Genomic DNA, 24805 nt, shown 5'->3' with positions numbered 1-24805 from the left:
CGTGTAGAGTTTCATGTCGTTGCGGGGCACGGAGACGGGCCGAAAGCGACCGGGAAGCCGGTCGCTGTGAACGCAGCAGGCCAGCGCCTCTAGCTCAACTGGCAGAGCAATTGACTCTTAATCAATGGGTTCCGGGTTCGAGTCCCGGGGGGCGCACATCAGCCCCTTCCCCTTCCGCCGCGTGCGGATCGGGAAGGGGCTTTTCTGTTCCCCGGGGTCCGCCGCCGACTCCTTCGAGGATCACGTCCGCCACGAGTCCAGGCAGGGTGAACGGGACGAAGTGGTCGCAGTCGAGGACCCGCACGTCCGAGACACGCTCCCTCGCCCGAACCCAGGGCTGCTCGCCGTTGAAGGCATCGCGCCGTCCCAGCAGCACCGTGGTCGGAATGCGCGTCCACGCGGCCGCGGGAACGGGGTCCGAGAGCGTCCGTCGCGTCACGGGCCGGCGGGGATTCGCGTCGAAGTGCGCGCGGACCTCGGCAGAGAACCCTGTTCCCTCCTCATGCCACCACCCGCCCCGTGGGACGAACCGGCCGGCCTCGTCCCAGAGGTAGTCCGGGCTGCCGTCGAAGAGCGTCCCGTCGCGCGGCTGGAGGTGGATGGCCTGGGGGACCGACGAGACGAGGACGAGTCGGGCGACGGCCTCGCCGTCGGCTGCGATCGAGACCGCGTCGCAGCCGTAAGACCAGCCCACGGCGACCGCGGGGCCGTGGCTGCCTGCCGTGCGGATGGCCTCACGCACCGCCTCGGCGTCGTCGAGGAGCCCAGCGCCGGCCAGACGGTGGGACGGCAGGTCCGGGACGACTACCTCGACACGGCGGGCTTCGAGGAGTTCGCGGACCCAGTGCCAGTCGGCCGGGCATCCCCACATGCCATGCACCAGCACGGCGCTCCGGGGACTCGGATTCACAGCCGGGACGCTATGGGGCGCGGTTCAGGCCTGGGCGGGGTGGCGCCGACGGTGCCGGCCACGGCCAGTGACGGAGACGTCCTCGCGGACGACCGTCCATACGGCAAGAACCAGGGCGATGATGCCTGAGGTCCCGATGAGAACCCAGTCCATGGCAGCCTCCCACGCGATCCCGCCTCCTCCGGGCGGATAGCTCATTGAACGACTGGTCGCCCGCCGCGTCCAGTATCCGAGGGCCCATGTCTCGTCTGGGGCGTCCAAGGTACCCTAGAGGGCCGCGAGATCCCTCAGGAACGCCGCGAAGTCCGCGGCATCGTCCTCCTGGTAGAGACTGCCCGAGACGGCGTCGCCCCACACGAGGCTGCACGTGTCGCGCAGGGTGAAGGTCACGATCCTCCCCGTGCTGGTCGAGATGTCGAACGTGCCGTGGGCGCCCTCGGCCACATACGCGAGGTTCGTGAGGTCGGCGGTGAGCGGGCGTCCCGCCGGTGCGAGGCTCGCCCGGTCGAACGGCGCGACCACGATCTCCGCGGGGCGGCGCCGGTAGCCGATGACGAGCCCGCGGGCGAGGGGCCTATGCGGCAGGGAATCCGTGATGGTCCCGCCGCACTCCGTGGCGCACACGAGGTTGTAGTCGCCGTAGTTCGGGATCGCCCCGTCGAAGACGCGGTGCAGGGCGGCCTTCAGCGTGTCGTCGGAGTCATCGTCCGGCAGGCCGGACGGCTCGTTCGGGGCAGTGCTCACCACGTGGCTCCTCTCACGCCCCCCAGTCTACGGACGTCGGGCCCGCCGGCGCAGGTGCGACCCGGGTGCCGTTCCCTGGGCGCTCCATGCGTCTACCCTGTGCGGATGGACCTTCGCCGACTCCTGCTCCTGCGCGAACTCGCCGACCGCCGGACCGTCGGCGCGACAGCCGAGGCACTGGGGATCACGCCGTCGGCCGTCTCCCAGCAGCTCAAGACGTTCCAGGAGGAGCTCGGCGTCGTCCTGCTGGAGAAGGAGGGCCGCGGGGTGCGGCTCACCGAGGCAGGGGCCGCCCTCTCTGCCGCTGCCGCGGACGTCGCGGTGGCGATGGCGCGGGCCGAGGCCACGGCCGAGGGCTACCGCGGCGGCAGGCAGAGCACCGTGAGCGCCGTCTTCTTCCCGAGCGCTGCCGAGATGATCCTGCCCGGGCTCCTGGACCGGGCCGGGGCGGTCCAAGGCCTGCGCATCCGGGCACGGCTCGAGGACCCGAAGGCGCAGGGCTTCGTCGACCTCGCCGCGGACTCCGACCTCGTCCTCGGCCACTCGGTCAACGGCCCGGCCGACTTCGCCCGGCCGGGACTCGTCGTCGAGCCCCTGCTCGAGGAGCCCCTCGACGTCGCGCTCCCGACCCACCACCGGCTGGCGGCGAAGCCCTCGCTCGGACCGTCCGACGTCGCGGGCGAGCCCTGGATCGGGGTCCCGGCCGGCTTCCCGTTCGACACGGTGCTGCGGCAGATCGAGCTCCAGGCCGGGCGGACGGTGGAGCGCGCGCAGCTCATGCCCGACCTCCGTGTCATGGAGGCCCTCGTGGTCGGCGGCCACGGGCTGAGCCTCCTGCCGCGGTTCACGGCCCGCGCCTCGCTCCGCCGAGGTCTCGTACTGCGCCCCCTGGACGGGGTCCACGCCCGGCGGAGCATCGTCCTGATCGCGCGGGCCGAAGTCGCCGCGCGGCCGACGGTCCGGTCCGTCATGGACATGGTCCACGCCGAGGCGCGGACCATCGCCGAGCACGACGGCGCGGCGGCACCTGAGGCGGGCGGCGCCTGAGAAAGCCGCACGGACACCTCCACGGAGCGCCGGAGGCGGTCCTAGACTGTGCGCCATGACTGATCTGAGCGGAGTCCAGGCAGCATCCCCGCGCGACGTCGACGTCAAGCCGCGCAGCCGGGCCGTCACGGACGGCATCCACGCCGCCCCCTCCCGGGGCATGCTGCGCGCGGTGGGGTTCGGGGACGAGGACTTCGAGAAGCCGCAGGTCGGCATCGCGAGCTCGTGGAACGAGATCACCCCGTGCAACCTCTCGCTCGACCGCCTCGCGAAGGCCGCCAAGGAGGGCGTCCACGCCGCGGGCGGCTTCCCCATGCAGTTCGGCACGATCTCCGTCTCCGACGGCATCTCCATGGGCCACGAGGGCATGCACTTCTCACTCGTGTCCCGCGAGATCATCGCCGACTCCGTCGAGACGGTCATGCAGGCCGAGCGGATCGACGGGCAGGTGCTCCTTGCCGGCTGCGACAAGTCGCTCCCCGGCATGCTCATGGCCGCTGCCCGCCTCGACGTCTCGAGCGTCTTCCTCTACGCCGGGTCGATCATGCCCGGATGGGTCAAGCTCGAGGACGGTACGGAGAAGGACGTCACCCTCATCGACGCGTTCGAGGCCGTCGGCGCGTGCGCGGCGGGCAAGATGTCCGCAGGGGACCTCGACCGCATCGAGCGGGCCATCTGTCCCGGCGAGGGCGCCTGCGGCGGGATGTACACCGCGAACACCATGGCCAGTGCGGCCGAGGCGCTCGGGATGTCCCTCCCCGGCTCCGCGGCCCCGCCGTCGGCCGACCGCCGCCGCGACATGTTCGCGCACCGCTCGGGCGAGGCGGTCGTGAACCTCCTGCGGCAGGGCATCACCGCGCGGGACATCCTCACGCGCGAGGCCTTCGAGAACGCGATCTCGGTCGTCATGGCCTTCGGCGGGTCGACGAACGCCGTCCTCCACCTGCTCGCGATCGCCCGCGAGGCCGAGGTGGAACTGCGCCTCGAGGACTTCAACCGGGTCGGCGACCGGGTGCCGCACCTCGGCGACCTCAAGCCGTTCGGACGCTACGTCATGAACGACGTCGACCGGGTCGGGGGAGTGCCCGTCGTCATGCGGGCCCTGCTGGACGCCGGGCTCCTGCACGGGGACGCGCTCACCGTCACGGGGAGGACCGTCGCGGAGAACCTCGCCGAGATCGCCCCGCCGGACCTCGACGGGAAGATCGTGCGCGCCCTCGACAACCCGATCCACGCCACCGGCGGCATCTCGATCCTCCACGGCTCGCTCGCGCCCGACGGCGCCGTCGTGAAGACCGCGGGATTCGACGCCGAGGTCTTCGAGGGCACGGCGCGGGTCTTCGAGCGCGAGCAGGGCGCCCTGGACGCGCTCGACGCCGGCCTGATCGCGGCGGGGGACGTCGTCGTCATCCGCTACGAGGGCCCCAAGGGCGGCCCGGGAATGCGCGAGATGCTCGCCATCACGGGGGCGATCAAGGGTGCGGGCCTCGGGAAGGACGTCCTGCTCCTGACCGACGGGCGGTTCTCGGGCGGCACCACCGGCCTGTGCATCGGGCACGTCGCCCCGGAGGCGGTCGACGGCGGCCCGGTCGCCTTCGTGCGCGACGGCGACCGCATCCGGGTCGACATCCCCGCGAGGACGCTCGACCTGCTCGTCGACGACGCGGAGCTCGCGCGCCGCCGTGAGGGATGGGAGCCCCTCCCCGCGCGCTTCACCAGGGGCGTCCTCGCCAAGTACGCCAAGCTCGTGCACTCGGCGAGCGAGGGCGCCGTCGTGGGGTGAGGGCCAGCCGGCACCGGCCGCGTCTCAGTGAGTGGAACCGATTCCACATGGTGAGACGGCAGATGCCCAAATTGACACCCGCGAAGCCGAGCCGGGAGACTGTGGGCATGCAGATCGTCCCCGCCGACACGGTGCTCGATGTCGTCGTCGTTGCCAAGCGCGTGGCTCACTGAGCCCGTCCTGGCACGATCTGTCACGCGCAACCCCTCGAAAGGCCGACTGGCCGAGGGGTTGTTTTTGTTTGAGCACGGCACCGGCTCGAACACAGCACCTTCGCCACGAAGATCCTAAGGAAGAGACTGATGAGCAAAGGAACGCCGATCAGCCCATCGCTGATGGCTTCGAAGCCGTCCCCGGCCAAGGCCGCGGATGCTGTCGACACCGTTGACAGTGCCTCTGCCGTCCTGGGGCCCAACCGCGTCGTTGAGCCCACAGAGATGACTGGATCTGAAGCAATTGTCCGCTCGCTCGAGGAACTGGGCGTGGACGATGTCTTTGGTCTCCCGGGCGGCGCGATCCTGCCGACCTACGACCCTCTGATGGCTTCGAAGATCAACCACGTGCTGGTGCGCCACGAGCAGGGCGCAGGCCACGCTGCCCAGGGGTATGCCATGGTCACCGGCCGTGTGGGAGTCTGCATCGCGACGTCGGGTCCGGGAGCCACCAATCTGGTGACCGCGATCGCCGACGCGCACATGGACTCCGTCCCCCTCGTCGCAATCACCGGCCAGGTCTCGAGCTCGGTCATCGGCTCGGACGCCTTCCAGGAAGCGGACATCGTGGGCATCACCATGCCCATCACGAAGCACTCCTTCCTGGTCACCAAGGCCGAGGACATCCCGCGCACGCTCGCCGAGGCGTTCCACCTCGCCTCGACGGGCCGCCCCGGCCCGGTCCTCGTGGACATCACGAAGGACGCCCAGCAGGCCAAGACCATGTTCAGCTGGCCGCCCAAGGTCGACCTCCCCGGCTACCGCCCCGTCACGCGCGGCCACAGCAAGCAGGTGCGCGAGGCCGCGAAGCTCATCGCGGCGTCGTCCAAGCCCGTCCTCTACGTGGGCGGCGGCGTCATCAAGGCCCACGCCTCGAAGGAGCTGCTGGCCCTGGCCGAGGCGACCGGCGCCCCGGTCGTCACCACCCTCACCGCGCGCGGAGCCTTCCCGGACTCGCACCCGCAGCACGTCGGCATGCCCGGCATGCACGGCGGCGTCGCGGCCGTGACCGCGCTCCAGCAGGCGGACCTCCTCATCACGCTCGGCGCGCGCTTCGACGACCGCGTCACGGGCGTCCTGAGCTCCTTCGCGCCCAACGCGAAGGTCATCCATGCGGACATCGACCCGGCCGAGATCTCCAAGAACCGCTCGGCCGACGTGCCGATCGTCGGGTCGGTCAAGGAGATCGTCCCCGAGCTGACCGAGGCGGTCCGCGCCTCGGAGACGAAGCCGGACCTCGAGGCGTGGTGGTCGTTCCTGCGGAAGCTCCGCCAGGACTACCCCCTCGGGTGGACCGAGCCCGAGGACGGCCTCCTCGCGCCGCAGCACGTCATCAAGCGCATCGGCGAGCTCACCGGCCCCGAGGGCGTGTACGTCGCCGGGGTCGGCCAGCACCAGATGTGGGCCGCGCAGTTCATCAAGTACGAGCGTCCGGGCGCGTGGCTCAACTCGGCCGGACTCGGCACGATGGGCTACTCGGTCCCCGCCGCCATGGGCGCCAAGGTCGGCAACCCGGACCGGGTGGTCTGGGCGATCGACGGCGACGGCTGCTTCCAGATGACCAACCAGGAGCTCGCCACCTGCGCCCTGAACAACATCCCCATCAAGGTCGCGGTCATCAACAACTCCTCGCTCGGCATGGTGCGGCAGTGGCAGACCCTCTTCTACGACGGCCGCTACTCCAACACCGACCTGCACACGGGCCACGAGACCGTGCGGATCCCCGACTTCGTCAAGCTCGGCGAGGCCTACGGCTGCGCCTCCTTCCGGGTCGAGCGGCCCGAGGAGGTCGACGCCGTCATCGAGAAGGCGCTCGAGATCAACGACCGCCCGGTCGTGATTGACTTCGTGGTGAGCCCGAACGCGATGGTGTGGCCGATGGTCCCCTCCGGCGTCAGCAATGACCTGATCCAGGTCGCCCGCAATTCCACCCCCGACTGGGAAGAGGAGGACTGAGGCATGTCCCGCCACACCCTGTCCGTGCTGGTCGAGGACAAGCCCGGCGTCCTGACGCGCGTCGCCGGACTGTTCGCCCGCCGGGCCTTCAACATCCACTCGCTCGCCGTCGGCCCCACCGAGGTGGGCGGCGTCTCGCGCATCACGGTCGTTGTCGACGCCGAAGGCGACCTGCTCGAGCAGGTCACCAAGCAGCTGAACAAGCTCGTGAACGTGATCAAGATCGTGGAGCTCCTGCCCGAGAACTCGGTGCAGCGCGACCACCTCCTCATCAAGGTCCGCGCCGACTCGGCGGCCCGGCTGCAGGTCACGCAGGCCGTGGACCTCTTCCGGGCCTCGGTCGTGGACGTCTCCACCGACTCGCTCGTCGTCGAGGCGACGGGCACCACGGAGAAGCTCAACGCGCTGCTGACCGTCCTCGAGCCCTTCGGCATCCGGGAGATCGTCCAGTCCGGAACCCTTGCGGTCGGCCGCGGCTCGCGCTCCATGAGCGACCGCGCGCTCCGCGCCAGCTAGACCCGCCCCAGCGGCACCCCTTTCCTCACCAGCAAGTCAAGGAGACACGAAGTGACAGAGCTGTACTACGACGACGACGCCGACCTCTCGATCATCCAGGGCCGCAAGGTCGCCGTGATCGGCTACGGCAGCCAGGGCCACGCCCACGCACTCAACCTGCGCGACTCGGGTGTCGACGTCCGCGTCGGCCTCCAGGAGGGCAGCAAGAGCCGCGCCAAGGCCGAGGACGAGGGCCTGCGCGTCCTCACCCCGCGCGAGGCCGCCGAGGAAGCCGACGTCGTCGTCATCCTCGCCCCCGACCAGGTGCAGCGCCACCTGTACGCGGACGAGATCGCCTCAGCCCTCAAGGAGGGCGACGCCCTCGTCTTCGGCCACGGCTTCAACATCCGCTTCGGCTACATCCAGCCGCCGGCCGGCGTCGACGTCATCCTCGTCGCCCCGAAGGCCCCGGGCCACACCGTGCGCCGCGAGTTCGTCGCGGGCCGCGGCATCCCGGACATCATCGCGGTCGAGCAGGACGCCTCGGGCAAGGCCTGGGACCTCGCCAAGTCCTACGCGAAGGGCATCGGCGGCACCCGCGCCGGCGTCATCAAGACCACCTTCACCGAGGAGACCGAGACGGACCTCTTCGGCGAGCAGGCCGTCCTCTGCGGCGGTGTCTCCCACCTCGTCCAGGCGGGCTTCGAGACCCTCACCGAGGCCGGCTACCAGCCGGAGATTGCCTACTTCGAGGTCCTCCACGAGCTCAAGCTGATCGTCGACCTCATGTGGGAGGGCGGCATCGCCAAGCAGCGCTGGAGCATCTCGGACACCGCCGAGTACGGCGACTACGTCTCGGGCCCGCGCGTGATCTCCCCGGCCGTCAAGGAGTCGATGAAGGAGGTCCTCGCCGACATCCAGTCGGGCGCCTTCGCGAAGCGCTTCATCGACGACCAGGACAACGGCGCCAAGGAGTTCCTCGAGCTCCGCGAGAAGGAGGCCGGCCACCCGATCGAGGCCACCGGCCGCGCGCTGCGCTCCCACTTCGCCTGGAAGCAGCAGGACGCTGACTACACCGAGGGCTCGGCCGCGCGCTGATCCCCACACCGCAGCGGCGGGCGCGAGATCGCCCGCCGCTGCGCCTGTCTCAGGCCGACGCGCCTGGACCCGCACCCTTCCCCTCATTCCACCCCCAGCCCGACTTGGAGAGGCCCCGCCCAGTGTCCATCGAGAAGCCCGTCGTCCTCCTCGCCGAGGAACTCTCTCCCGCCACGATCGCCGCCCTCGGCCCGGACTTCGAGATCCGGCACACAGACGGCGCAGACCGCGCCCAGCTGCTCCCCGCCATCGCCGACGTCGACGCGATCCTCGTCCGTTCCGCGACGCAGGTCGACGCCGAGGCGATCGCCGCGGCCAAGCGCCTGAAGGTCATCGCCCGCGCCGGCGTGGGCCTGGACAACGTCGACATCAAGGCGGCCACTCAGGCCGGCGTCATGGTCGTCAACGCCCCGACCTCGAACATCGTCTCCGCCGCGGAGCTGACCTGCGGCCACATCCTCTCGCTCGCGCGCAAGATCCCGGCAGCCAACGGCTCGCTCAAGGGCGGCGAGTGGAAGCGCTCGAAGTACGCCGGCACCGAGCTGCTCGACAAGAAGCTCGGCGTGATCGGCCTCGGCCGCATCGGCGCGCTCGTCACCGCGCGCATGCAGGCGTTCGAGATGGAGGTCCTCGCCTACGACCCGTACGTGACGGCCGCCCGCGCCGCCCAGCTCGGCGTCAAGCTCGTCACGCTCGACGAGCTCCTCGCCCAGAGCGACTTCATCACGATCCACATGCCCAAGACGCCGGAGACGGTGGGCATGCTCGGCAAGGACGCGTTCGCGAAGATGAAGAAGACGGCATTCGTCGTCAATGTCGCCCGCGGCGGCCTCGTCGACGAGGAGGCGCTCGCCCAGGCGCTCGAGGACGGCCAGATTGCCGGCGCAGGCATCGACGTCTTCGCCAAGGAGCCGAGCACCGACCTGGCGTTCTTCGGCCACGAGAGCGTCGTGGTCACCCCGCACCTCGGCGCCTCCACCGACGAGGCCCAGGAGAAGGCCGGCGTCTCGGTCGCGAAGAGCGTCCGCCTCGCGCTTGCGGGCGAGCTCGTGCCCGACGCCGTCAACGTCGCGGGCGGCGTGATCGCCCCGGACGTGCGCCCCGGCATCCCGCTCATCGAGAAGCTCGGCCGCATCTTTACCGCGCTCGCGCACGACTCCGTCACCCAGATCGAGGTCGAGGTCGCCGGCGAGATCGCCGCCCTCGACGTCAAGTCGCTCGAGCTCGCCGCGCTCAAGGGCGTCTTCACCGACGTCGTCTCGGAGAAGGTCTCCTACGTCAACGCCCCGGTGCTCGCCGAGCAGCGCGGGGTGGCGGTGCGCCTCCTCACCACGACCGAGGCCGAGGACTACCGCAACGTCCTCACGATCCGCGGGCTCCTTCAGGACGGCTCACAGGTGTCCGTGGCGGGCACGCTCACCGGGCCGAAGCAGATCCAGAAGCTCGTGGGCATCAACGGCTACGACGTCGAGATCCCGATCTCAGAGCACCTCGTCGTCATGTTCTACTCGGACCGCCCCGGCGTCATCGGCACCATTGGCCACATCCTCGGGATGAACGACATCAACATCGCGGGCATGCAGGTCGCCCGCGCCGACGCCTCCGGCCAGGCCATGGCACTCCTGACGGTCGACTCGGCGATCCCCACGACCGTCCTGGAGACCGTCAAGAGCGAGATCGGCGCGACGGTCATGCGCGAGATCGACCTCGTCGAGGACTGATCGGACGCACCCTGTGCCCGCTGAGCCGGGCACGCACGACGGCGACCCTCACCGTGCGCGGTGAGGGTCGCCGTCGTGCGTGGGGCGCCCGGGTTCGCCTCACTTCGGCAGCCCTTTCGCCGTTGGCCGGCGCATCCGGTAATTTCTTAGGGTGACGTCCGCAGCTGAGAAGACCCCCTTCTACATCACCACCGCCATCACCTACCCGAACGGTGCCCCGCACATCGGGCACGCCTACGAGTACATCTCCGCGGACGCGATGGCGCGCTTCAAGCGGCTCGACGGGTACGACGTCTTCTTCCTCACCGGGACGGACGAGCACGGGCTCAAGATCGCCCAGACCGCCGAGAAGGAGGGCATCACCCCGAAGGAGTTCGTGGACCGGCAGGCGGACGTGTACCGCGAGGTCCACGAGATCCTCGGCACGAGCTACGACCGGCTCATCCGGACCACCGACTCCGACCACTACGCCGCCGCCCAGGACATCTGGAAGCGGATGGAGGCCAACGGCGACATCTACCTCGACAAGTACGAGGGCTGGTACTCCGTGCGCGACGAGGCCTTCTACACCGAGGAGGACACGGTCGAGCGGGATGGCGTCCGGTACTCGAAGGAGACGGACACCGAGCTCACGTGGACGGCCGAGGAGAGCTACTTCTTCCGCCTGTCCGCGTACCAGGACAGGCTCCTGGCGTACTACGAGTCGCACCCCGAGTTCGGGGCTCCGAACTACCGCTTCAACGAGGTGGTCTCGTTCGTGCGGCGCGGCCTGGAGGACCTCTCCATCTCGCGCACCTCGTTCGACTGGGGTGTCCCCGTGCCAGGCTCGGACTCGCATGTCATGTACGTGTGGGTGGACGCCCTGACCAACTACCTCACCGGCGTCGGGTACCCGGACACCGAGTCGGAGATGTTCGCGAAGTACTGGCCCGCGGACGTGCACATCATCGGCAAGGACATCTCGCGGTTCCACGCGATCTACTGGCCCGCGTTCCTCATGAGCGCCGGCCTCGAGGTGCCCAGGCGCGTCATGATCCACGGCTTCCTGCAGAACAACGGCGTGAAGATGTCCAAGTCCCTCGGCAACGTCGTGGCGCCCGCGGACATGATCGGGCAGTACGGGCTCGACTCCGTCCGCTACTTCTTCCTCCGCGAGGTCCCCTACGGGGCGGACGGCAGCTACAGCCACGACGCGATCGTGGGCCGCATGAACGCGGACCTGGCCAACAACCTCGGCAACCTCGCCCAGCGCTCTCTCTCGATGGTCGCGAAGAACCTCGACGGCGTCGTGCCCGAGCCGGGGGAGTTCACCCAGGCGGACCGCACGATCCTCGACGCCGCGGGGTCCCTGCTGCCCACGGTGCGCGCCTTCTTCGACCGGCAGGAGTTCTCCCGGGCGCTCGAGGCGGTCTGGGGCGTGCTCGGGGACACCAACGCGTACTTCGCGGAGCAGGCGCCGTGGGTGCTGCGAAAGACCGACCCCGCCCGCATGGCGACGGTCCTCTACGTGACGCTCGAGGTCGTCCGGCAGGTTGCGCTGCTCGTCCAGCCGGTCATGCCCGAGTCCGCCGGGAAGCTCCTGGACGTGCTCGGGCAGGGCGAGGGCGATGCGCGGCAGTTCGCGGCGCTCGGCACCCCGATCGCGCCCGGCACGCAGCTGCCCGCCCCGGCGCCGGTCTTCCCGCGCTACGAGGAGCCGACAGGCGCCTGAGGCGGCGGGCGGCACAGGCTGGGGCAGCACAGGCCTCTGATTCCCGGCGAGCCCGCTGGGGTACGTTCCTCCTATGGGACCACACGCTCAGCAACTCGACGCTGGCCGGGACCAGCTCGCCGCCGCCGCGCACGACGCGACAGACGACTGGCCGGACAGGGCGCTCGCCCTCGCCCGGTCCCTCGGCGAGCTGGCCCCCGCGCCCGGCGAGGGCCGGACAGCCGAATTGTGGGACCTCCTGAGCGTGCTCGGTGCCGCGCAGCTCTCGGTGGCCCGAGTCATGGAGCCCCATCTCGACGCCCTGGCCATCCTGCGCCAGGCCGGCCTCGGGGATCCTGAGCCCGGAAGCACGTGGGGCGTGTTCGCCGCGGAGGGCCGGGATGTCCGCCTCGAGGCCCGCGAGACGCCCGACGGCTGGCGGCTCCACGGCGTCAAGCCCTGGTGCTCGCTCGCCGGCGCTCTGACGCACGCCGTCGTCACGGCCCACACGGGAGAGGCCGCCCGGCGGGCCTTCGCCGTCCGGCTCGGCTCGCCCGGAGTGGACGTCCTGCCCTCCGCATGGCGCGCGCTGGGGCTTCCGGGGATTCCGAGCGGGCCCGTCCGATTCGACGACGTGCCGGCGGAGCCGGTGGGTGCGGACGGGTGGTACCTCGACCGCCCCGGTTTCGCCTGGGGCGGCATCGGCGTCGCCGCCGTCTGGTACGGCGGCGCCGTGGGAGTGGCCCGCAGGCTCTGGGACGCCGCGTCTGAGCGTGAGCCGGACCAGATTGGGCAGGCCCACCTCGGGAGCGCCGATCTCGCGCTCGGCAGCGCCCGGGCCGCGCTCGCCTCGGCGGCCGCGGCGGTGGACGACGGCGCGGCCGAAGACTCCGCGGGCGCGCTGCTCGCGCTGCGCGTGCGGGGTACCGTGGCTGCGGCAGCTGAGACGGTGCTGGGGATCGTCGACCACGCGCTCGGCCCGGCGCCGCTGGCCTTCGACCCCGACCATGCCCAGCGCGTGGCCGACCTCAGGCTCTACCTCCGCCAGCACCACGCCGAGCGCGACGCCGCCGCGCTCGGGCGCTCCCTCCTCGCGGCTGGGGAGGCCCCATGGTGACCTTCACCCATCGGGACGCCGGTACCCCTGAGGAGGTGTGGCTGCACGAGCGGCGGGTCCGCGCCGCCGAACGGCTCGAGCTGGCCCCGCTCTCCCGGCTCATCGTCGTGGCCGCGCACCCCGACGATGAGACGCTGGGCGCCGGCGGCCTCATCGCGCTGGCGTCCGCCCAGGGCGCCGCCGTGCATGTCATCGTGGCGACAGATGGCGAGGCATCCCATCCGGAATCGCCCACGGTCACGGGTGCGGAACTCGCCGTCGTGCGTCGGCGGGAGGTCGAAGCAGCCCTCGCGGCCCTGGCCCCCGCGGCCCGGCTCGAATGCCTCGGGCTTCCCGACGGTGAGCTTGCTGGTCATCGGGCCGCGCTCGAGTCCGCTCTCGCCGCGGCTCTCGGTGACGCCGGTGCGGCGGGTGGGGACGGCGCCGTCGTGCTTGCCGCGCCCTGGCGGATGGACGCGCACCCCGACCACGACGCCGCCGGCGAGGCCGCGGCCCGGGCCGCGTGCGGGGCCGGGGTCCTGCTGCTCGAGTACCCGGTGTGGATGTGGCACTGGGCGGGGCCCGAGAGCCCCGGGATCCCGTGGCGCAGGGCGCGGAGGATCGAGCTCGGCGCCGCAGGCCGCCGCGCGAAGGGCCGGGCCATGGCCGCGCACGTGAGCCAGGTCTCCCCGCTCTCGGCGCATCCGGGCGACCAAGCGCTCCTGAGCCCGGGCATGCAGGCCCACTTCGAGCGGGACTTCGAGCTGTTCTTCGCCTCCCCGCCGGAGCATGCGGGCGCGACCTTCGACGCGGTCCATGCCTCCAGCCCCGACCCATGGCACTTCACCACCAGCTGGTACGAGCGGCGGAAGCGGGCCGTCACTCTCTCCGCGCTGCCGGATCGCCGGTACCGGAGGGCCCTTGAAGTCGGATGCTCGATCGGAGTGCTCACCGCAGAGCTGGCCGAGCGGGCGGACGAGGTGGTCGCGACCGACATCAGCCAGATCGCCCTCGACCACGCCGCCTCCCGTCTCCCAGAAGTGCAGAACATCCGCTGGGAGCGGCTCACGGTGCCCGGGGAGTGGCCCGAGGGCCGCTTCGACCTCATCGTTGCCTCCGAGGTGGGGTACTACTTCGGAGACGCCGAGCTCGACGAGTTCGTGCGGCGCTGCCTCGCAAGCCTGACCGACGACGGCGCGCTGGTCGCCTGCCACTGGCTCGGCCCCATCGACGGGTGGCCCCTGACGGGGGAGGACGTCCATGAGCGGCTCCGCGCCGATGACGGCATCGAGACGCTCGTGCAGCACCGGGAGCGGGATTTCCTGCTCGAGGTCTTCGCCAAGCCGCCGGCGTCGTCGGTGGCGCAGCGCGAGGGCATCGCGTGAAGAGGGCACACCCCATCGCCGAGGTCGCGGTCGTGGTCCCCGCCAAGGACGAGGAAGAGCTGCTGCCCCGGTGCCTCTCCTCTGTAGACGCCGCGGTGGCTGCCCTTGCTGGCGCGTGCCCGCACGTGCGGGCCTCGGTGACGGTGGTGCTGGACGGCTGCCGGGATGGCTCGGCAGCGGTGGTCGCAGGGTGGCCTTCCACCCACGCTGTGGAGGCAGATGCCGGGAACGCGGGTGGCGCGAGGGACATCGGCGTGCGCCGGGCGCTCGCCGCGGCCCGCGTGTCGCCCGACCAGGTGTGGGTTGCCACGACCGATGCCGACAGCCGTGTTCCCCCCGACTGGCTCCTGCAGCACCTTGCTCTCGCAGAGCAGGGATTGAGCCTTGTCATCGGCACGGTGGAGCCGGACGGCGCCGACCTCGGGGCCAGCCGACTGCGGGCATGGTTCGACGCCCACCGTCTCGGGGACGGGCATCGCCATGTCTTCGGGGCGAACCTCGGCATCCGCGCCGACGTCTACGAAGCGCTCGGAGGCTTCCCGGGCCAGGACTCGGGTGAGGACGTGGCGCTGGTGCAGGCGGCGAAGGCCCACGGCGTGCGGTGGCGGGCCACGGATGCGTGCAGAGTCCTCACCTCCGGACGGCTGCGTGGCAGGGCGTCTGGCGGCTTCGCTGACTACCTCGCGGCCGCCCTGCCGCCCTGACGTCACCCCGTCTGCCGCCGAGGTCACCGGGTGTGGTGCCGAGGTCACCTCGTGTGGTGCCGACGTCACCGGGTGTGGCGCCGACGTCACCGGGTGTGGCGCCGAGGTCACCGGGTGTGGCCCCGAGGTCACGCCTTCCGCGCACGACGGCGACCACGCGCCGTCGTGCGCGACATCCTTCGGAGCTGCGACCTCACGCGACACCAACGAGTGCGTGGGGCGTCGTCAGGAAGGCACGGACCTTGGCCCGGAGCGTCTCGTGATCGTCGAGTTCTGGCCAATAGATGTTCAGTACCCGCCACCCCGCGGCCACCAGCCTCGCCTCGCGCGCCTGCTGCGCCGCGATCTTCTCGTCGGGCGGACCGTAGTCGAAGTACTTTGCGTAACCGTGGACTTCGATCACGAGCCGCCGCGACGACCAGCCGAAGTCAACACGCTCGCGCCCGCCCGTCGTGGAGATCCAGAGCTGAAGCTCAGCGTCGGGGAGGTTCCACTCGTTCAGCAGCAGCCGGAAACGCGTTTCGGCCGGTGACTCCGCCCGTCCATCCGCTGCCGCGAGCACCTCTCGCACTCGTCGGATACCCCGTGTTCCGCGGCCCTCTGCGACGAGACGCCGGAGCGCATCCTGATCTGCGCCCTGGGCGAGGCCGGAATCGGCGACGATGACTCCGGGCTCGAACGGAAGGAGCCGAGCGCAGTCGATGATCGTGCGCTCGAGCGATGTGAGCCTCATGCCGTTTAGGATCCTCACCTCGGACTCGGGGATGGTCTGGTTGTGGCGCACCACATCGTCTGCTGGACCACGGTTCCCGCGCCTCCCTGCATGGGCGACGTGGACCAGCGGCCGCGCACGCCACACCGAAAGGCCCCACAGCAGCGCCGCAGAGGTGTGGGTGTAGACGTGCGACTGACCTGTCGACGCGGCGTTGTGGCACAGATCCGAACGATCATCGGGTCGGGTGTGCCTGACAGCTCCGGGGCGTAGATTCCGCGTACGAGCCTGGAAAGCTGCCCGGATTCGGTGAGGCTTCGGATGTCGCGCTCGTCAAGGCCCGCAGCGACGAGCCGGGAGCGGGCGATCATGGGTGCCGGCGACGTCGCAGTGCTCGCGAGCGCTTCGAGACGTCGGCGAGCGCTCGTGTTCAGTGTGAGGTCCATGGTCGGAGTGTGACGCGATCCGGCATCGGGACGGCTGCTGCCCGAGCGGTATGTGGACAAGTCGGGGCGATCTCTGGACTTGTGGAGGACTAGTGGAGGGGGTGACCTCGGGCCTACGCGGGGTGACCTCGGCTGCACACGGGGTGACTTCGGGCCTACACGGGGTGACCTCGGCGGGGAGGGGGTCCGCTTGGTGAGACGGATGTGACCAGCATGTGGATGGCGGCGTTACGCTTGCGTCATGACGCAGACGCAGCTCGACCTCGCAGTGATCCCCGGTGACGGCATCGGCCCCGAAGTGACCGCCGAAGCGCTCAAGGTCCTCCACAAGGCGCTCGAGGGCACGGGTCTCGATGTCAAGGAGACCAGCTACAGCCTGGGCGCCCAGCACTGGCTCGAGACCGGCGAGGCGCTCACCGACGAGACGCTCAACGACATCCGCGGCCGCGACGCGATCCTGTTCGGCGCCGTCGGGGCGGCGCCCGGAGACACGCGCATCCCCTCGGGCATCCTCGAGCGGGAGATCCTCCTCAAGCTTCGCTTCAGCCTCGACCACTGCGTCAACCTCCGCCCCTCCAGGCTCTACGCGGGCGTTCCCACTCCACTGGCGAACCCCGGCGACGTGGACTTCGTCGTGGTCCGCGAGGGCACAGAGGGCCCCTACACGGGCAACGGCGGCGCGCTCCGGGTCGGCACCCCGCACGAGATCGCCACGGAGGTCTCCGTCAACACCGCCTACGGCGTCGAGCGTGTGGTCCGCGATGCCTTCCGCCGCGCCGAGGGCCGCCGCAAGAAGGTGACCCTCGTCCACAAGCACAACGTCCTGGTTCACGCCGGCCACCTGTGGAAGCGCACGGTCGAGGCCGTCGCCGCCGAGTTCCCGGGCGTCGAGCACGACTACCTCCACGTCGACGCCGCCACGATCTTCCTCGTCACGGATCCGTCGCGCTTCGACGTCATCGTCACCGACAACCTGTTCGGCGACATCCTCACCGACCTCGCGGGCGCCGTCACGGGCGGCATCGGCCTCGCCGCGTCCGGCAACATCAACCTCGACGGCACCGCGCCGAGCATGTTCGAGCCCGTCCACGGCTCCGCGCCGGACATCGCGGGGCAGCAGAAGGCCGACCCGACCGCAGCGATCCTCTCGGCAGCCCTCCTCCTGGACCACATCGGTCAGCCGGAGGCCGCCGAGCGCATCCACGCGGCCGTGCAGGGCGACGTCGAGTCCCGCGTTGCGGGCCAAGCGCGCACGACGGCGCAGATCGGCGACGCGATCGCGGCCCGCCTCTAGCGGGTCCCACCGGGGGCGCACGACGGCGCGCACGCACCCGCCGTCATGCGCCCCCTTCTAGCCGCGCGGGCCAGCTTTCCGCTGGCTCCCGCGCAAGTGGCGCAGGCGTAAGCTTGGAGGCACTGACAGGCCCCGGGACCGCGGCGGAGCTGCCGCGGCCTCGGCACGATGTGGAGGAACCATGACGCAGAACGCCCTGGGCGTTGAATTCGAGCTGCGGCTCTCCGAGAACCCGAAGAGCGAGCAGGAGCGCGCGGCGGTCCTGGCCAACCCGGGCTTCGGCAACCACTTCACGGACCACACCGCTGTCGTCGACTACACCGTCGACTCCGAGGGCAAGGGCGGCTGGCACGACGCGCGCATCGAGCCCTACGGGCCGATCGCCATGGACCCGGCAGCAGCGGTCCTCCACTACGGCCAGGAGATCTTCGAGGGGCTCAAGGCGTACCGGCACGCCGACGGCACCGTCTGGACGTTCCGCCCCGAGGCCAACGCGGCGCGCTTCAACCGCTCAGCCCGCCGCCTCGCCCTGCCCGAGCTCCCGCCCGAGGTGTTCATCGAGTCCCTCCGCCGCCTCGTCGCGGTGGACAAGGCCTGGGTCCCGACCAACGAGGGTGAGTCGCTCTACCTCCGTCCCTTCATGATCGCCACGGAGGCCTTCCTGGGCGTCCGGCCCGCCCACGAGGTCTCCTACCGCGTCATCGCCTCGCCTGCGGGCAACTACTTCGGCGACATCAAGCCGGTCTCGATCTGGCTGTCCGAGAAGTACGCCCGCGCCGGCCACGGCGGCACCGGCGAGGCGAAGTGCGGCGGCAACTACGCGGCGTCGCTCGCGGCCCAGCTCGAGGCCGAGGAGCACGGCTGCAAGCAGGTCCTCTTCCTCGACCCGACCGATGACTACGCGGTCGAGGAGCTCGGGGGCATGAACATCTTCTTCCTGTTCACCGACGGCACGCTCGTCACGCCGGCACTCAACGGGAACATCCTCCATGGCGTCACGCGCGACTCGATCCTGCAGCTCGCCACGGACCGCGGGCTGACAGTCCAGGAGCGCAGGATCACGATCGCCGAGTGGCGCCAGGCCGTGGCTGACGGCACGCTCGCGGAGGTGTTCGCGTGCGGCACGGCGGCGGTCATCAACCCGATCGGCGAGCTCAAGACCGCCGAAGGATCGCTCGTGACGCCGGAGCTGCCGGAGGATTCTGTCGCGATGTCGATCCGCGAGCAGCTCCTGGGCATCCAGACCGGCAAGGTCGAGGACCTGCACGGCTGGCTCACGCAGCTCGCCTAGCACCGGAAGCAGCCAGCCCACGACGGCGCGTCCCCACCTCGGGTGGGGACGCGCCGTCGTGCGTTGGAGCCGCGGGCGGCCGGGGCGGCCGCTATCCCGGGCCGTCAGTCGTGCAGGATTCGCTTCATGTCACACGCATGACTGGTAGCGTGACAGATGTCACGCGCATCCGCCGATGGATGCCCCATGGGCGGCAGCGACGCCGCCAGGAAGGCAGCACAGCACCATGCACCTGGACACCACTCGCACCACACGCACGCTCTCCGCAGCAGTCCTCGCAGGGCTCCTCGCGATCGGAAGCATCGGCGCCACGGGGACCGGCGCCTTTGCGGTCGGAGAAGGGCCCAACCCGGGGAACGGCTCGACCCAGACCTCGATCCTGCACACCTATGAGTCCATGGTCGCCGAGCTTGAGGCGCAGGCCGCGAAGCAGCCTGCCATGGAGCTCGAGGTCATCGGGCAGACCGTCAAGGGGCGGGACATCCACCTCGTGAAGTACATCTCGAACCCCGACAACCCGACCATCCTGTACCTCACCCAGCAGCACGGCAACGAGCAGCTCACCACGGAGGGCGCGCTCGCGTTCATCAGGAGCCTCGGCACGGCGAGCACCAAGGGCATCCTGGACAAGGTGAACATCCTCGTCGTGCCGATGCTCAACGCGGACGGTGCGATGGGAGACGTGGACTTCCCGCTCACCGACTACGTGGCCGACGGCGGGCGGCACCTCACCCGGTACAACGCCGTCGGCACGGACCTCAACCGCGACCACGTGGCCAAGGCCCAGCCGGAGACGAGGGCACTGCACGAGAACGTCCTGTCCAAGTACCCGATCCAGTACATGATCGACCTCCACCACCAGGGCACCCAGAGCGAGATCGACGGCAAGCTCGTCTCCGGGTCGATCCTCTACCCGACGTCCCCGAGCGTGGACCCGGCCGTCGTCGAGCGGTCCAAGCGGCTCGGCTCGGTCGTGTACGGCGCCATCAGCTCGAAGGGCTGGGGGAACCTGGGCAAGTACGTGGGCGGGTCCGAGGACCGGATCGGGCGCAACGGGGCGGCGGCGCAGTACGGGATCTCCACGCTCCTGTTCGAGATGCGCGGCATGTCCGACCACTACATCGACTCGTACGCCCTCGGGCAGAAGAGCAACGGCTACCTCATCCAGCAGACCGTGCTCACGCTGACCTCCACGGCCCGAGCGGTCGGGGACGGGTCGGTCGCCACGGCGGACACGTCGTTCTGGGACACGCTGCCCGAGCAGACCAGCCGCCCCGGCGAGGAGGCCGACGAGTAGTCCGGCGCCCACACGCACGACGCCGCGTGCCCGCCTCGGTGGGCCCGCGGCGTCGTGCGCCGTGCGGCCGCGGTAGGGTGAACGCCATGCGCATTGCCCGTTGTGTTGTCGATTCCGAACCCTTCTACGGAGTGGTCCAGGGAGAGCCCGGCCATGAGACGGTCGCCGCCATCAAGGGCGACCCGTTCTTCTCCGGCGTCGAGCCCACCGGGGTCACGCACCCGCTCGAGGACGTCCGCCTCCTCGCCCCCATCATCCCCCGCAGCAAGGTGGTCGGGATCGGCCGGAACTACGCCGACCACGCCAAGGAGATGGGCAACGACCTGCCCACCGAGCCCTCCATGTTCCTCGTCGCCAACACTGCCGTGGTCGGCCCGGGGGACCCCGTCGTGCTGCCCGAGTGGAGCGAGGAGGTCTCCTTCGAGGGCGAGCTCTGCGTCGTGATCGGCCGGATCTGCAAGGACGTCCCCGCGGAGAAGGCCGGCGACGTGGTCTTCGGCTACACGGTCGGCAACGACTTCACCGCCCGCGACAAGCAGCGCACCGACCTGCAGTGGGCGCGCGCGAAATCCTTCGACACCTCCAAGCCGCTCGGCCCGTGGATCGAGACGGACCTGGACGTCGAGGACCTCCGGCTCACCACACGGGTCAACGGCGAGACGAAGCAGGACGGCACGACGGCGGACATGGTCTTCGGCGTCAACGAGCTCGTCGCGGCGGTGTCGTCTGCCTTCACCCTCCTCCCCGGCGACGTCATCATGACGGGCACGCCCGCCGGCGTCGGCCTCGTGTCCGAGGGAGACCGCATCGAGGTCGAGATCGAGGGCATCGGCGCGCTCTCGAACCCGATCGTGCGCCGCTAGGGCACGCACTCGCAGAAGGCCGGCGGGCGGCGCCCTAGAATGGGGGCACTATGACTTCCTCGCCCGCTGAGCCCCTGCTCGACCCCGCCTCCATCCCCTCCGTCACGCCCGACACGCCCGTGCGCGTGCGCTTCTGCCCGTCCCCGACCGGCACCCCGCACGTGGGCATGGTGCGCACGGCCCTCTTCAACTGGGCCTACGCGCGCCACACCGGCGGCACGTTCGTGTTCCGCATCGAGGACACGGACGCGCAGCGCGACACGGAGGAGAGCTACGAGCAGATCGTCGAGGCCCTGCGCTGGCTCGGCCTCACCTGGGACGAGGGCATCGACGTCGGCGGACCCCATGAGCCGTACCGCCAGTCCCGCCGGCTCGGGCTCTACAAGGACGTCGCCGCGAAGCTCAAGGACGCGGGCTTCCTCTACGAGTCGTTCTCCACTCCCGAGGAGATCGAGGCGCGCCACCGCGAGGCCGGCCGGGATCCCAAGCTCGGCTACGACAACTCGGACCGCGACCTCACCGACGAGCAGAAGGCCGCGTTCCGCGCCGAGGGCCGCGAGCCGGTGCTGCGCTTCCGCATGCCGGCGGAGGACGTCGTGTTCAACGACCTCATCCGCGGCGAGATCACGTTCAGGGCGGGCTCTGTCCCGGACTTCGTGGTGGTGCGCGCGGACGGCTCGCCGCTCTACACACTCGTGAACCCGGTCGACGACGCGCTCATGGGCATCACCCACGTGCTCCGCGGCGAGGACCTCCTGTCCTCGACCCCGCGCCAGGTCGCGCTCTACTACGCGCTGCACGCCGTCGGGGTCGCGAGCTACATGCCGCTGTTCGGCCACCTCCCGTACGTCATGGGCGAGGGCAACAAGAAGCTCTCCAAGCGGGATCCGCAGTCCAACCTGTTCCACCACCGCGACCGCGGCTTCATCCCCGAAGGCCTCCTGAACTACCTCGCGCTGCTGGGCTGGTCACTGTCCGCGGACGAGGACATCTTCACGGTCGACCAGCTGACCGAGCACTTCGACATCGCCGATGTGCTGCCCAACCCGGCGCGCTTCGACGTCAAGAAGGCCGAGGCGATCAACGGCACGCACGTGCGCATGCTCGAGGCGGCAGACTTCCGCGGCCGGCTCGTGCCGTACCTGCGTGCGGCGGGCATCGTGGGGGAGTCGCTGACCGAGCGCCAGGAGGAGATCCTCACCGAGGCCGCGCCGCTCGTCCAGGAGCGCATCACCCTCCTCGGCGAGGCCCCCGAGATGCTCGGCTTCCTCTTCGCCGAGGACTCGGCCATCGAGATCGCCGAGGACGCGCGCAAGGGCATGCCGGAGAACCTCGCCGAGGTGCTCGACGCTGCCCTCGCCGCCCTCGAGCCGCTCGATGACTGGACCGCCGAGGCCATCCAGTCCGCCCTCCGCGCCGCGCTCGTGGACGGACTCGGGATCAAGCCGCGCCTGGCCTTCGGCCCGGTCCGCACCGCCGTCTCCGGCCGGCGCATCTCGCCGCCGCTGTTCGAGTCGATGGTCATCCTCGGCAAGGAGTCCTCGCTCGCGCGCATCAAGGCCTTCCGTGGCTGAGGCCGCGGCTCCCGGCACCACCGTGGAGGCGACGCACGACGGCGCGGACGCACCCGCCGTCGTGCACCCGCCGGCCGCAGGGGAGACGCCCCGGGTGCGGGGCGTCCTGCTGGACATCGACGAGACGGTCGTGGACCTCGAGGGTGCCATGGACCGCGCGCTGCGCGAGGTCAGCGGGCCGCTCCTTCCCCGCCTCGGCGAGGACGAGTGGGTCACGTTCTGCCGCATCTTCACGCGCGGCTCGGATGACATCTACGACCGCTACATCGCCGGTGAGATCACGTTCGCCCAGCAGCGGGTCCTGCGCGCCGAACGGTGCCTTGCCCACTTCGGCGCGGCGTTCGTCTCCGGTGCCCAGGCCGCGTCCTGGCTCGAGGCCTACGAGACCGCGCAGCCGGCCTACGTCCGTGCGTTCGACGACGTCCACCCGTTCCTCGACGCGCTCGAGGCCGCTGGCATCGCCTACGGCGCGGTGAGCAACAACGTCCACGACTACCAGCGGGCCAAGCTCGACACCGCCGGGCTGGAACGGATCCGGATCCTCGTGGGCATCGACGCCGTCGGGGTGGCCAAGCCGGACCCGGCGATCTTCCACGAGGGGCTGCGGCGGCTCGGCACCGCGGCCGAGGAGACGGTCTACGTGGGCGACAATCCCGCCCATGATGTGGTCGGCGCCGCCGGAGCGGGGCTTCGCGGCATCTGGCTGAACCGGCGGTCGGCGACCCTCGACGCCGAGGCCGCGGCGGCGGTGCCCGTGCAGGTGGCGAGCCTGTCCGAGATCCCGGCGCTCATCCGCTCCTGACAGGCACCGCCCGGCGATCGGCAGCTCAGGCGAGCGCGGCCTTGCGCCGCGCCTGCCGTCCGATCAGGGCCGCGGCGACGCCGAGCACGACGAGCGCCCCGATGGTCGCCAGCGCCGCCGGCGCGCCGTCGCCCGTCGGCGAGACCCCCGCGACGCCGTCGTGCAGCTGCACCGTCCCGTCGGCGAGGCGCCGGTTGCCGTCGGCGAGCTGGCCGGACCCGTCGGCGAGCTGCTGCGTCCCGTCCGCGAGCTGGTCCGCCCCCGAGGCCACCTGATGGGTGCCGGTCGCGATCGCGGTGTTGCCGTCGGCGAGCTGGCCGGCGCCGTCGGCAAGCCTGGATGCTCCGCCGAGGAGGCTGTTCGCCGGGTCTGCTCCGCCCGTGACGCCGTCGTTGAGCTGCCCTGCGCCGGTGGCGAGGGTCTGGCTGCCCTCGCGCAGCGAGGTCGCGGCCTTGAGGAGTCCGGGGTGCTCGGGGTCGCCGGGCACGCCGTCCATTCCGACCACGATGGCGGAGGTGCCCGAGGCGAGGAGCTCGGTCCCCATGACGAGCCCGGGAGCGCTCGGGTCCCGGCCGTTGAGCTTGCCGTCGAGGATGACGAAGCCGTCCGAGAGCCGCCTGGCTCCGGCACTCAGCTGCCCGGCCCCTGCGTTGAGCCGGTCCGCGCCGTCGTGCAGCTGGGCGGCACCGGCGCTGACCTGGCCCGCTCCGGCCTGCAGTTGGCCGGCGCCTGCGTCGAGGCGTGCGGCACCGCTGGCCAGGGCGGCGATCTTGTCCTTCAGCAGGGCGAGCGGCACGAGCCCCTGCGGGCCGTTGGCCGCGTCGAGGAGCTGCTGCAGGCCCTGGGCAAGCGCGGCCGTGCCGCTGCCCTGGGCCGCGTCGCCGTTGGCGCCGGGGTAGCCCTTGAGCTGCGTGGTCCCGGCAGCCACCTTGGCGGCGCCGTCGGCAAGTTTCGCGCTGCCGTCGTCCAGCTGGGCTGTGCCGTTGGCGAGCTGGGCGGACCCGGCGGCGAGCTGGCCGGCGCCGTCGGCAAGGTTGTTCGGCGCGGTGCCCGACGCGGTGGGGGTGAGGGCGGCAGCGAGGGCCGAGGCTCCGTCGCGGAGCTTCTGGGCTCCGTCGTCGACCTTGTAGACGCCGGGGGCCAGCTTGGCCGTCACGTCCGCTTCGACCTTGCCGGTCCCCGCGAGCAGCCGCTGGGCGCCGTCGGCGAGCTGCTGGGTGCCGGGGGCGAGCTTCTCGCGGATCCCGTCGCGGAGCTGGACTGCCCCGCCGCTGAGCGCAGCCGCCCCGGTCTTCGCCTGCTGGGCGCCATCGTCCAGCTTCCCGGCGCCGTCGGCGAGCTTCGAGGATCCCGCCGCGGCTCTGCTGGAGCCGTCTGCGAGCTGGGCGGCCCCGTCACTGGCGCGGGCTGCGCCGTCCCGCAGCTGGGCGGCGCCGTCGGCGAGCCGGGCCGTCAGGAGGGTGTAGAAGACGAGGAAGGCCACGAGCAGGAACGCGAGGATCAGAATGGCGATCCTGCGGCCGCGGGGGAGGGTGGCGGCCGATGCGCGGGCACCGGCAGGCTTCGGTCGGACGAGCGTGCTGAGCATGGGCAAGGGATCCTCTCGACGTGTCGCGGCAACGTTGCCGCTATGGGGGAGGGCAGTCCGTGGGGAAGTTACCAACGAGTAACTTCCCGAGTCTAAA

The 24805-nt window shown here is 70.9% G+C and carries 21 protein-coding genes and 1 tRNA gene; 17 read left to right on the top strand and 5 right to left on the bottom strand.

Features of this window, described 5'->3' with window-relative positions; all coding sequences use genetic code 11:
• Positions 1 to 83: 83 nt before the first annotated feature.
• A tRNA-Lys gene (locus tag ACQ5BE_RS03250) sits at positions 84 to 156 on the top strand.
• Here the strand turns inward: ACQ5BE_RS03250 and ACQ5BE_RS03245 are convergent.
• From ACQ5BE_RS03245 to ACQ5BE_RS03235, 3 genes are all read right to left on the bottom strand, one after another.
• Positions 122 to 910 (bottom strand): alpha/beta fold hydrolase, encoded by a 789-nt coding sequence (locus tag ACQ5BE_RS03245; RefSeq protein WP_430295449.1) that lies wholly within the window; start codon positions 908 to 910, stop codon positions 122 to 124. The genes ACQ5BE_RS03250 and ACQ5BE_RS03245 overlap by 35 nt on opposite strands.
• A 24-nt stretch (positions 911 to 934) precedes the next feature.
• Positions 935 to 1063 carry a hypothetical protein gene (locus ACQ5BE_RS03240; protein ID WP_255405218.1) on the bottom strand — a complete coding sequence of 43 codons (129 nt, stop codon included), beginning with the start codon at positions 1061 to 1063 and terminating at the stop codon, positions 935 to 937.
• 114 nt (positions 1064 to 1177) lie between these two features.
• Entirely contained in the window at positions 1178 to 1654 is a 477-nt protein-coding gene (locus ACQ5BE_RS03235) for a hypothetical protein (RefSeq protein WP_430295448.1), read from the bottom strand.
• A gap of 105 nt (positions 1655 to 1759) precedes the next feature.
• Between ACQ5BE_RS03235 and ACQ5BE_RS03230 the strand changes: the two genes are divergently transcribed.
• The 10 genes from ACQ5BE_RS03230 to ACQ5BE_RS03185 all read left to right on the top strand — a co-directional run bounded on the left by ACQ5BE_RS03230 (position 1760) and on the right by ACQ5BE_RS03185 (position 14841).
• The gene (locus tag ACQ5BE_RS03230) at positions 1760 to 2701 is read left to right on the top strand and encodes a LysR family transcriptional regulator (RefSeq protein WP_430295447.1); all 942 of its coding nucleotides are present in this window, start codon (positions 1760 to 1762) and stop codon (positions 2699 to 2701) included.
• Positions 2702 to 2756: 55 nt separating this feature from the next.
• Positions 2757 to 4484 (top strand): dihydroxy-acid dehydratase, encoded by a 1728-nt coding sequence (gene ilvD, locus ACQ5BE_RS03225; protein WP_430295446.1) that lies wholly within the window; start codon positions 2757 to 2759, stop codon positions 4482 to 4484.
• A gap of 302 nt (positions 4485 to 4786) precedes the next feature.
• On the top strand, positions 4787 to 6652 hold the full coding sequence (locus ACQ5BE_RS03220; RefSeq protein WP_430295445.1) for an acetolactate synthase large subunit: 1866 nt from the start codon (positions 4787 to 4789) through the stop codon (positions 6650 to 6652).
• Positions 6653 to 6655: 3 nt separating this feature from the next.
• Positions 6656 to 7168 carry an acetolactate synthase small subunit gene (gene ilvN, locus ACQ5BE_RS03215; RefSeq protein ID WP_208709050.1) on the top strand — a complete coding sequence of 171 codons (513 nt, stop codon included), beginning with the start codon at positions 6656 to 6658 and terminating at the stop codon, positions 7166 to 7168.
• A 51-nt stretch (positions 7169 to 7219) separates the two neighbouring features.
• Positions 7220 to 8245 (top strand): ketol-acid reductoisomerase, encoded by a 1026-nt coding sequence (gene ilvC, locus ACQ5BE_RS03210; protein WP_430295444.1) that lies wholly within the window; start codon positions 7220 to 7222, stop codon positions 8243 to 8245.
• A gap of 128 nt (positions 8246 to 8373) precedes the next feature.
• A complete protein-coding gene (serA, locus tag ACQ5BE_RS03205) occupies positions 8374 to 9966 on the top strand; it encodes a phosphoglycerate dehydrogenase (protein ID WP_208713008.1) in 1593 nt (530 codons plus the stop codon).
• Positions 9967 to 10117: 151 nt separating this feature from the next.
• Positions 10118 to 11677: a methionine--tRNA ligase gene (gene metG, locus ACQ5BE_RS03200; protein WP_430295443.1), complete on the top strand. Its 1560-nt coding sequence runs from the start codon at positions 10118 to 10120 to the stop codon at positions 11675 to 11677.
• Between the two features lie 73 nt (positions 11678 to 11750).
• Entirely contained in the window at positions 11751 to 12773 is a 1023-nt protein-coding gene (locus ACQ5BE_RS03195; RefSeq protein WP_430295442.1) for an acyl-CoA dehydrogenase family protein, read from the top strand.
• Entirely contained in the window at positions 12767 to 14137 is a 1371-nt protein-coding gene (locus ACQ5BE_RS03190) for a PIG-L family deacetylase (protein WP_430295441.1), read from the top strand. The genes ACQ5BE_RS03195 and ACQ5BE_RS03190 overlap by 7 nt, the downstream gene beginning before the upstream one ends.
• A complete protein-coding gene (locus tag ACQ5BE_RS03185; protein ID WP_430295440.1) occupies positions 14134 to 14841 on the top strand; it encodes a glycosyltransferase in 708 nt (235 codons plus the stop codon). Before ACQ5BE_RS03190 ends, ACQ5BE_RS03185 begins: the two co-directional genes overlap by 4 nt.
• Before the next feature lie 193 nt (positions 14842 to 15034).
• Here ACQ5BE_RS03185 and ACQ5BE_RS03180 read toward each other — a convergent pair whose 3' ends face one another.
• Positions 15035 to 15625: a hypothetical protein gene (locus tag ACQ5BE_RS03180; protein WP_430295439.1), complete on the bottom strand. Its 591-nt coding sequence runs from the start codon at positions 15623 to 15625 to the stop codon at positions 15035 to 15037.
• Between the two features lie 615 nt (positions 15626 to 16240).
• Here ACQ5BE_RS03180 and ACQ5BE_RS03175 point away from each other — a divergent pair.
• The 6 genes from ACQ5BE_RS03175 to ACQ5BE_RS03150 all read left to right on the top strand — a co-directional run bounded on the left by ACQ5BE_RS03175 (position 16241) and on the right by ACQ5BE_RS03150 (position 23120).
• Entirely contained in the window at positions 16241 to 17293 is a 1053-nt protein-coding gene (locus ACQ5BE_RS03175; protein ID WP_430295438.1) for a 3-isopropylmalate dehydrogenase, read from the top strand.
• A gap of 181 nt (positions 17294 to 17474) precedes the next feature.
• A complete protein-coding gene (locus tag ACQ5BE_RS03170) occupies positions 17475 to 18584 on the top strand; it encodes a branched-chain amino acid aminotransferase (RefSeq protein WP_430295437.1) in 1110 nt (369 codons plus the stop codon).
• Between the two features lie 226 nt (positions 18585 to 18810).
• Complete coding sequence (locus ACQ5BE_RS03165) at positions 18811 to 19881, top strand: M14 family zinc carboxypeptidase (RefSeq protein WP_430295436.1); 1071 nt, start codon at positions 18811 to 18813, stop codon at positions 19879 to 19881.
• Between the two features lie 86 nt (positions 19882 to 19967).
• Positions 19968 to 20744, top strand: coding sequence for a fumarylacetoacetate hydrolase family protein (locus ACQ5BE_RS03160; protein WP_430295435.1), 777 nt, complete (start codon positions 19968 to 19970; stop codon positions 20742 to 20744).
• A 50-nt stretch (positions 20745 to 20794) separates the two neighbouring features.
• Positions 20795 to 22318, top strand: coding sequence for a glutamate--tRNA ligase (gltX, locus tag ACQ5BE_RS03155; RefSeq protein WP_430295434.1), 1524 nt, complete (start codon positions 20795 to 20797; stop codon positions 22316 to 22318).
• On the top strand, positions 22311 to 23120 hold the full coding sequence (locus ACQ5BE_RS03150) for an HAD family hydrolase (protein ID WP_430295433.1): 810 nt from the start codon (positions 22311 to 22313) through the stop codon (positions 23118 to 23120). Before gltX ends, ACQ5BE_RS03150 begins: the two co-directional genes overlap by 8 nt.
• Positions 23121 to 23145: 25 nt before the next feature.
• Here ACQ5BE_RS03150 and ACQ5BE_RS03145 read toward each other — a convergent pair whose 3' ends face one another.
• On the bottom strand, positions 23146 to 24708 hold the full coding sequence (locus ACQ5BE_RS03145; RefSeq protein ID WP_430295432.1) for a hypothetical protein: 1563 nt from the start codon (positions 24706 to 24708) through the stop codon (positions 23146 to 23148).
• Positions 24709 to 24805: the final 97 nt, after the last annotated feature.

This window comes from Sinomonas sp. B1-1, assembly GCF_050474465.1.
GTDB lineage: Bacteria > Actinomycetota > Actinomycetes > Actinomycetales > Micrococcaceae > Sinomonas > Sinomonas flava.
This window is presented reverse-complemented; position numbering and strand designations above follow the sequence as displayed.

Excerpts from the sequence above, each read along its gene's own strand:
- ACQ5BE_RS03240 (WP_255405218.1), bottom strand. The coding sequence starts at position 1,063 with ATGGACTGGGTTCTCATCGGGACCTCAGGCATCATCGCCCTGGTTCTT.
- ACQ5BE_RS03230 (WP_430295447.1), top strand. The coding sequence starts at position 1,760 with ATGGACCTTCGCCGACTCCTGCTCCTGCGCGAACTCGCCGACCGCCGG.
- ilvD (WP_430295446.1), top strand. The coding sequence starts at position 2,757 with ATGACTGATCTGAGCGGAGTCCAGGCAGCATCCCCGCGCGACGTCGAC.
- ACQ5BE_RS03220 (WP_430295445.1), top strand. The coding sequence starts at position 4,787 with ATGAGCAAAGGAACGCCGATCAGCCCATCGCTGATGGCTTCGAAGCCG.
- ilvN (WP_208709050.1), top strand. The coding sequence starts at position 6,656 with ATGTCCCGCCACACCCTGTCCGTGCTGGTCGAGGACAAGCCCGGCGTC.
- ACQ5BE_RS03195 (WP_430295442.1), top strand. The coding sequence starts at position 11,751 with ATGGGACCACACGCTCAGCAACTCGACGCTGGCCGGGACCAGCTCGCC.
- ACQ5BE_RS03190 (WP_430295441.1), top strand. The coding sequence starts at position 12,767 with ATGGTGACCTTCACCCATCGGGACGCCGGTACCCCTGAGGAGGTGTGG.
- ACQ5BE_RS03175 (WP_430295438.1), top strand. The coding sequence starts at position 16,241 with ATGACGCAGACGCAGCTCGACCTCGCAGTGATCCCCGGTGACGGCATC.
- ACQ5BE_RS03170 (WP_430295437.1), top strand. The coding sequence starts at position 17,475 with ATGACGCAGAACGCCCTGGGCGTTGAATTCGAGCTGCGGCTCTCCGAG.
- ACQ5BE_RS03165 (WP_430295436.1), top strand. The coding sequence starts at position 18,811 with ATGCACCTGGACACCACTCGCACCACACGCACGCTCTCCGCAGCAGTC.
- ACQ5BE_RS03160 (WP_430295435.1), top strand. The coding sequence starts at position 19,968 with ATGCGCATTGCCCGTTGTGTTGTCGATTCCGAACCCTTCTACGGAGTG.
- gltX (WP_430295434.1), top strand. The coding sequence starts at position 20,795 with ATGACTTCCTCGCCCGCTGAGCCCCTGCTCGACCCCGCCTCCATCCCC.
- ACQ5BE_RS03145 (WP_430295432.1), bottom strand. The coding sequence starts at position 24,708 with ATGCTCAGCACGCTCGTCCGACCGAAGCCTGCCGGTGCCCGCGCATCG.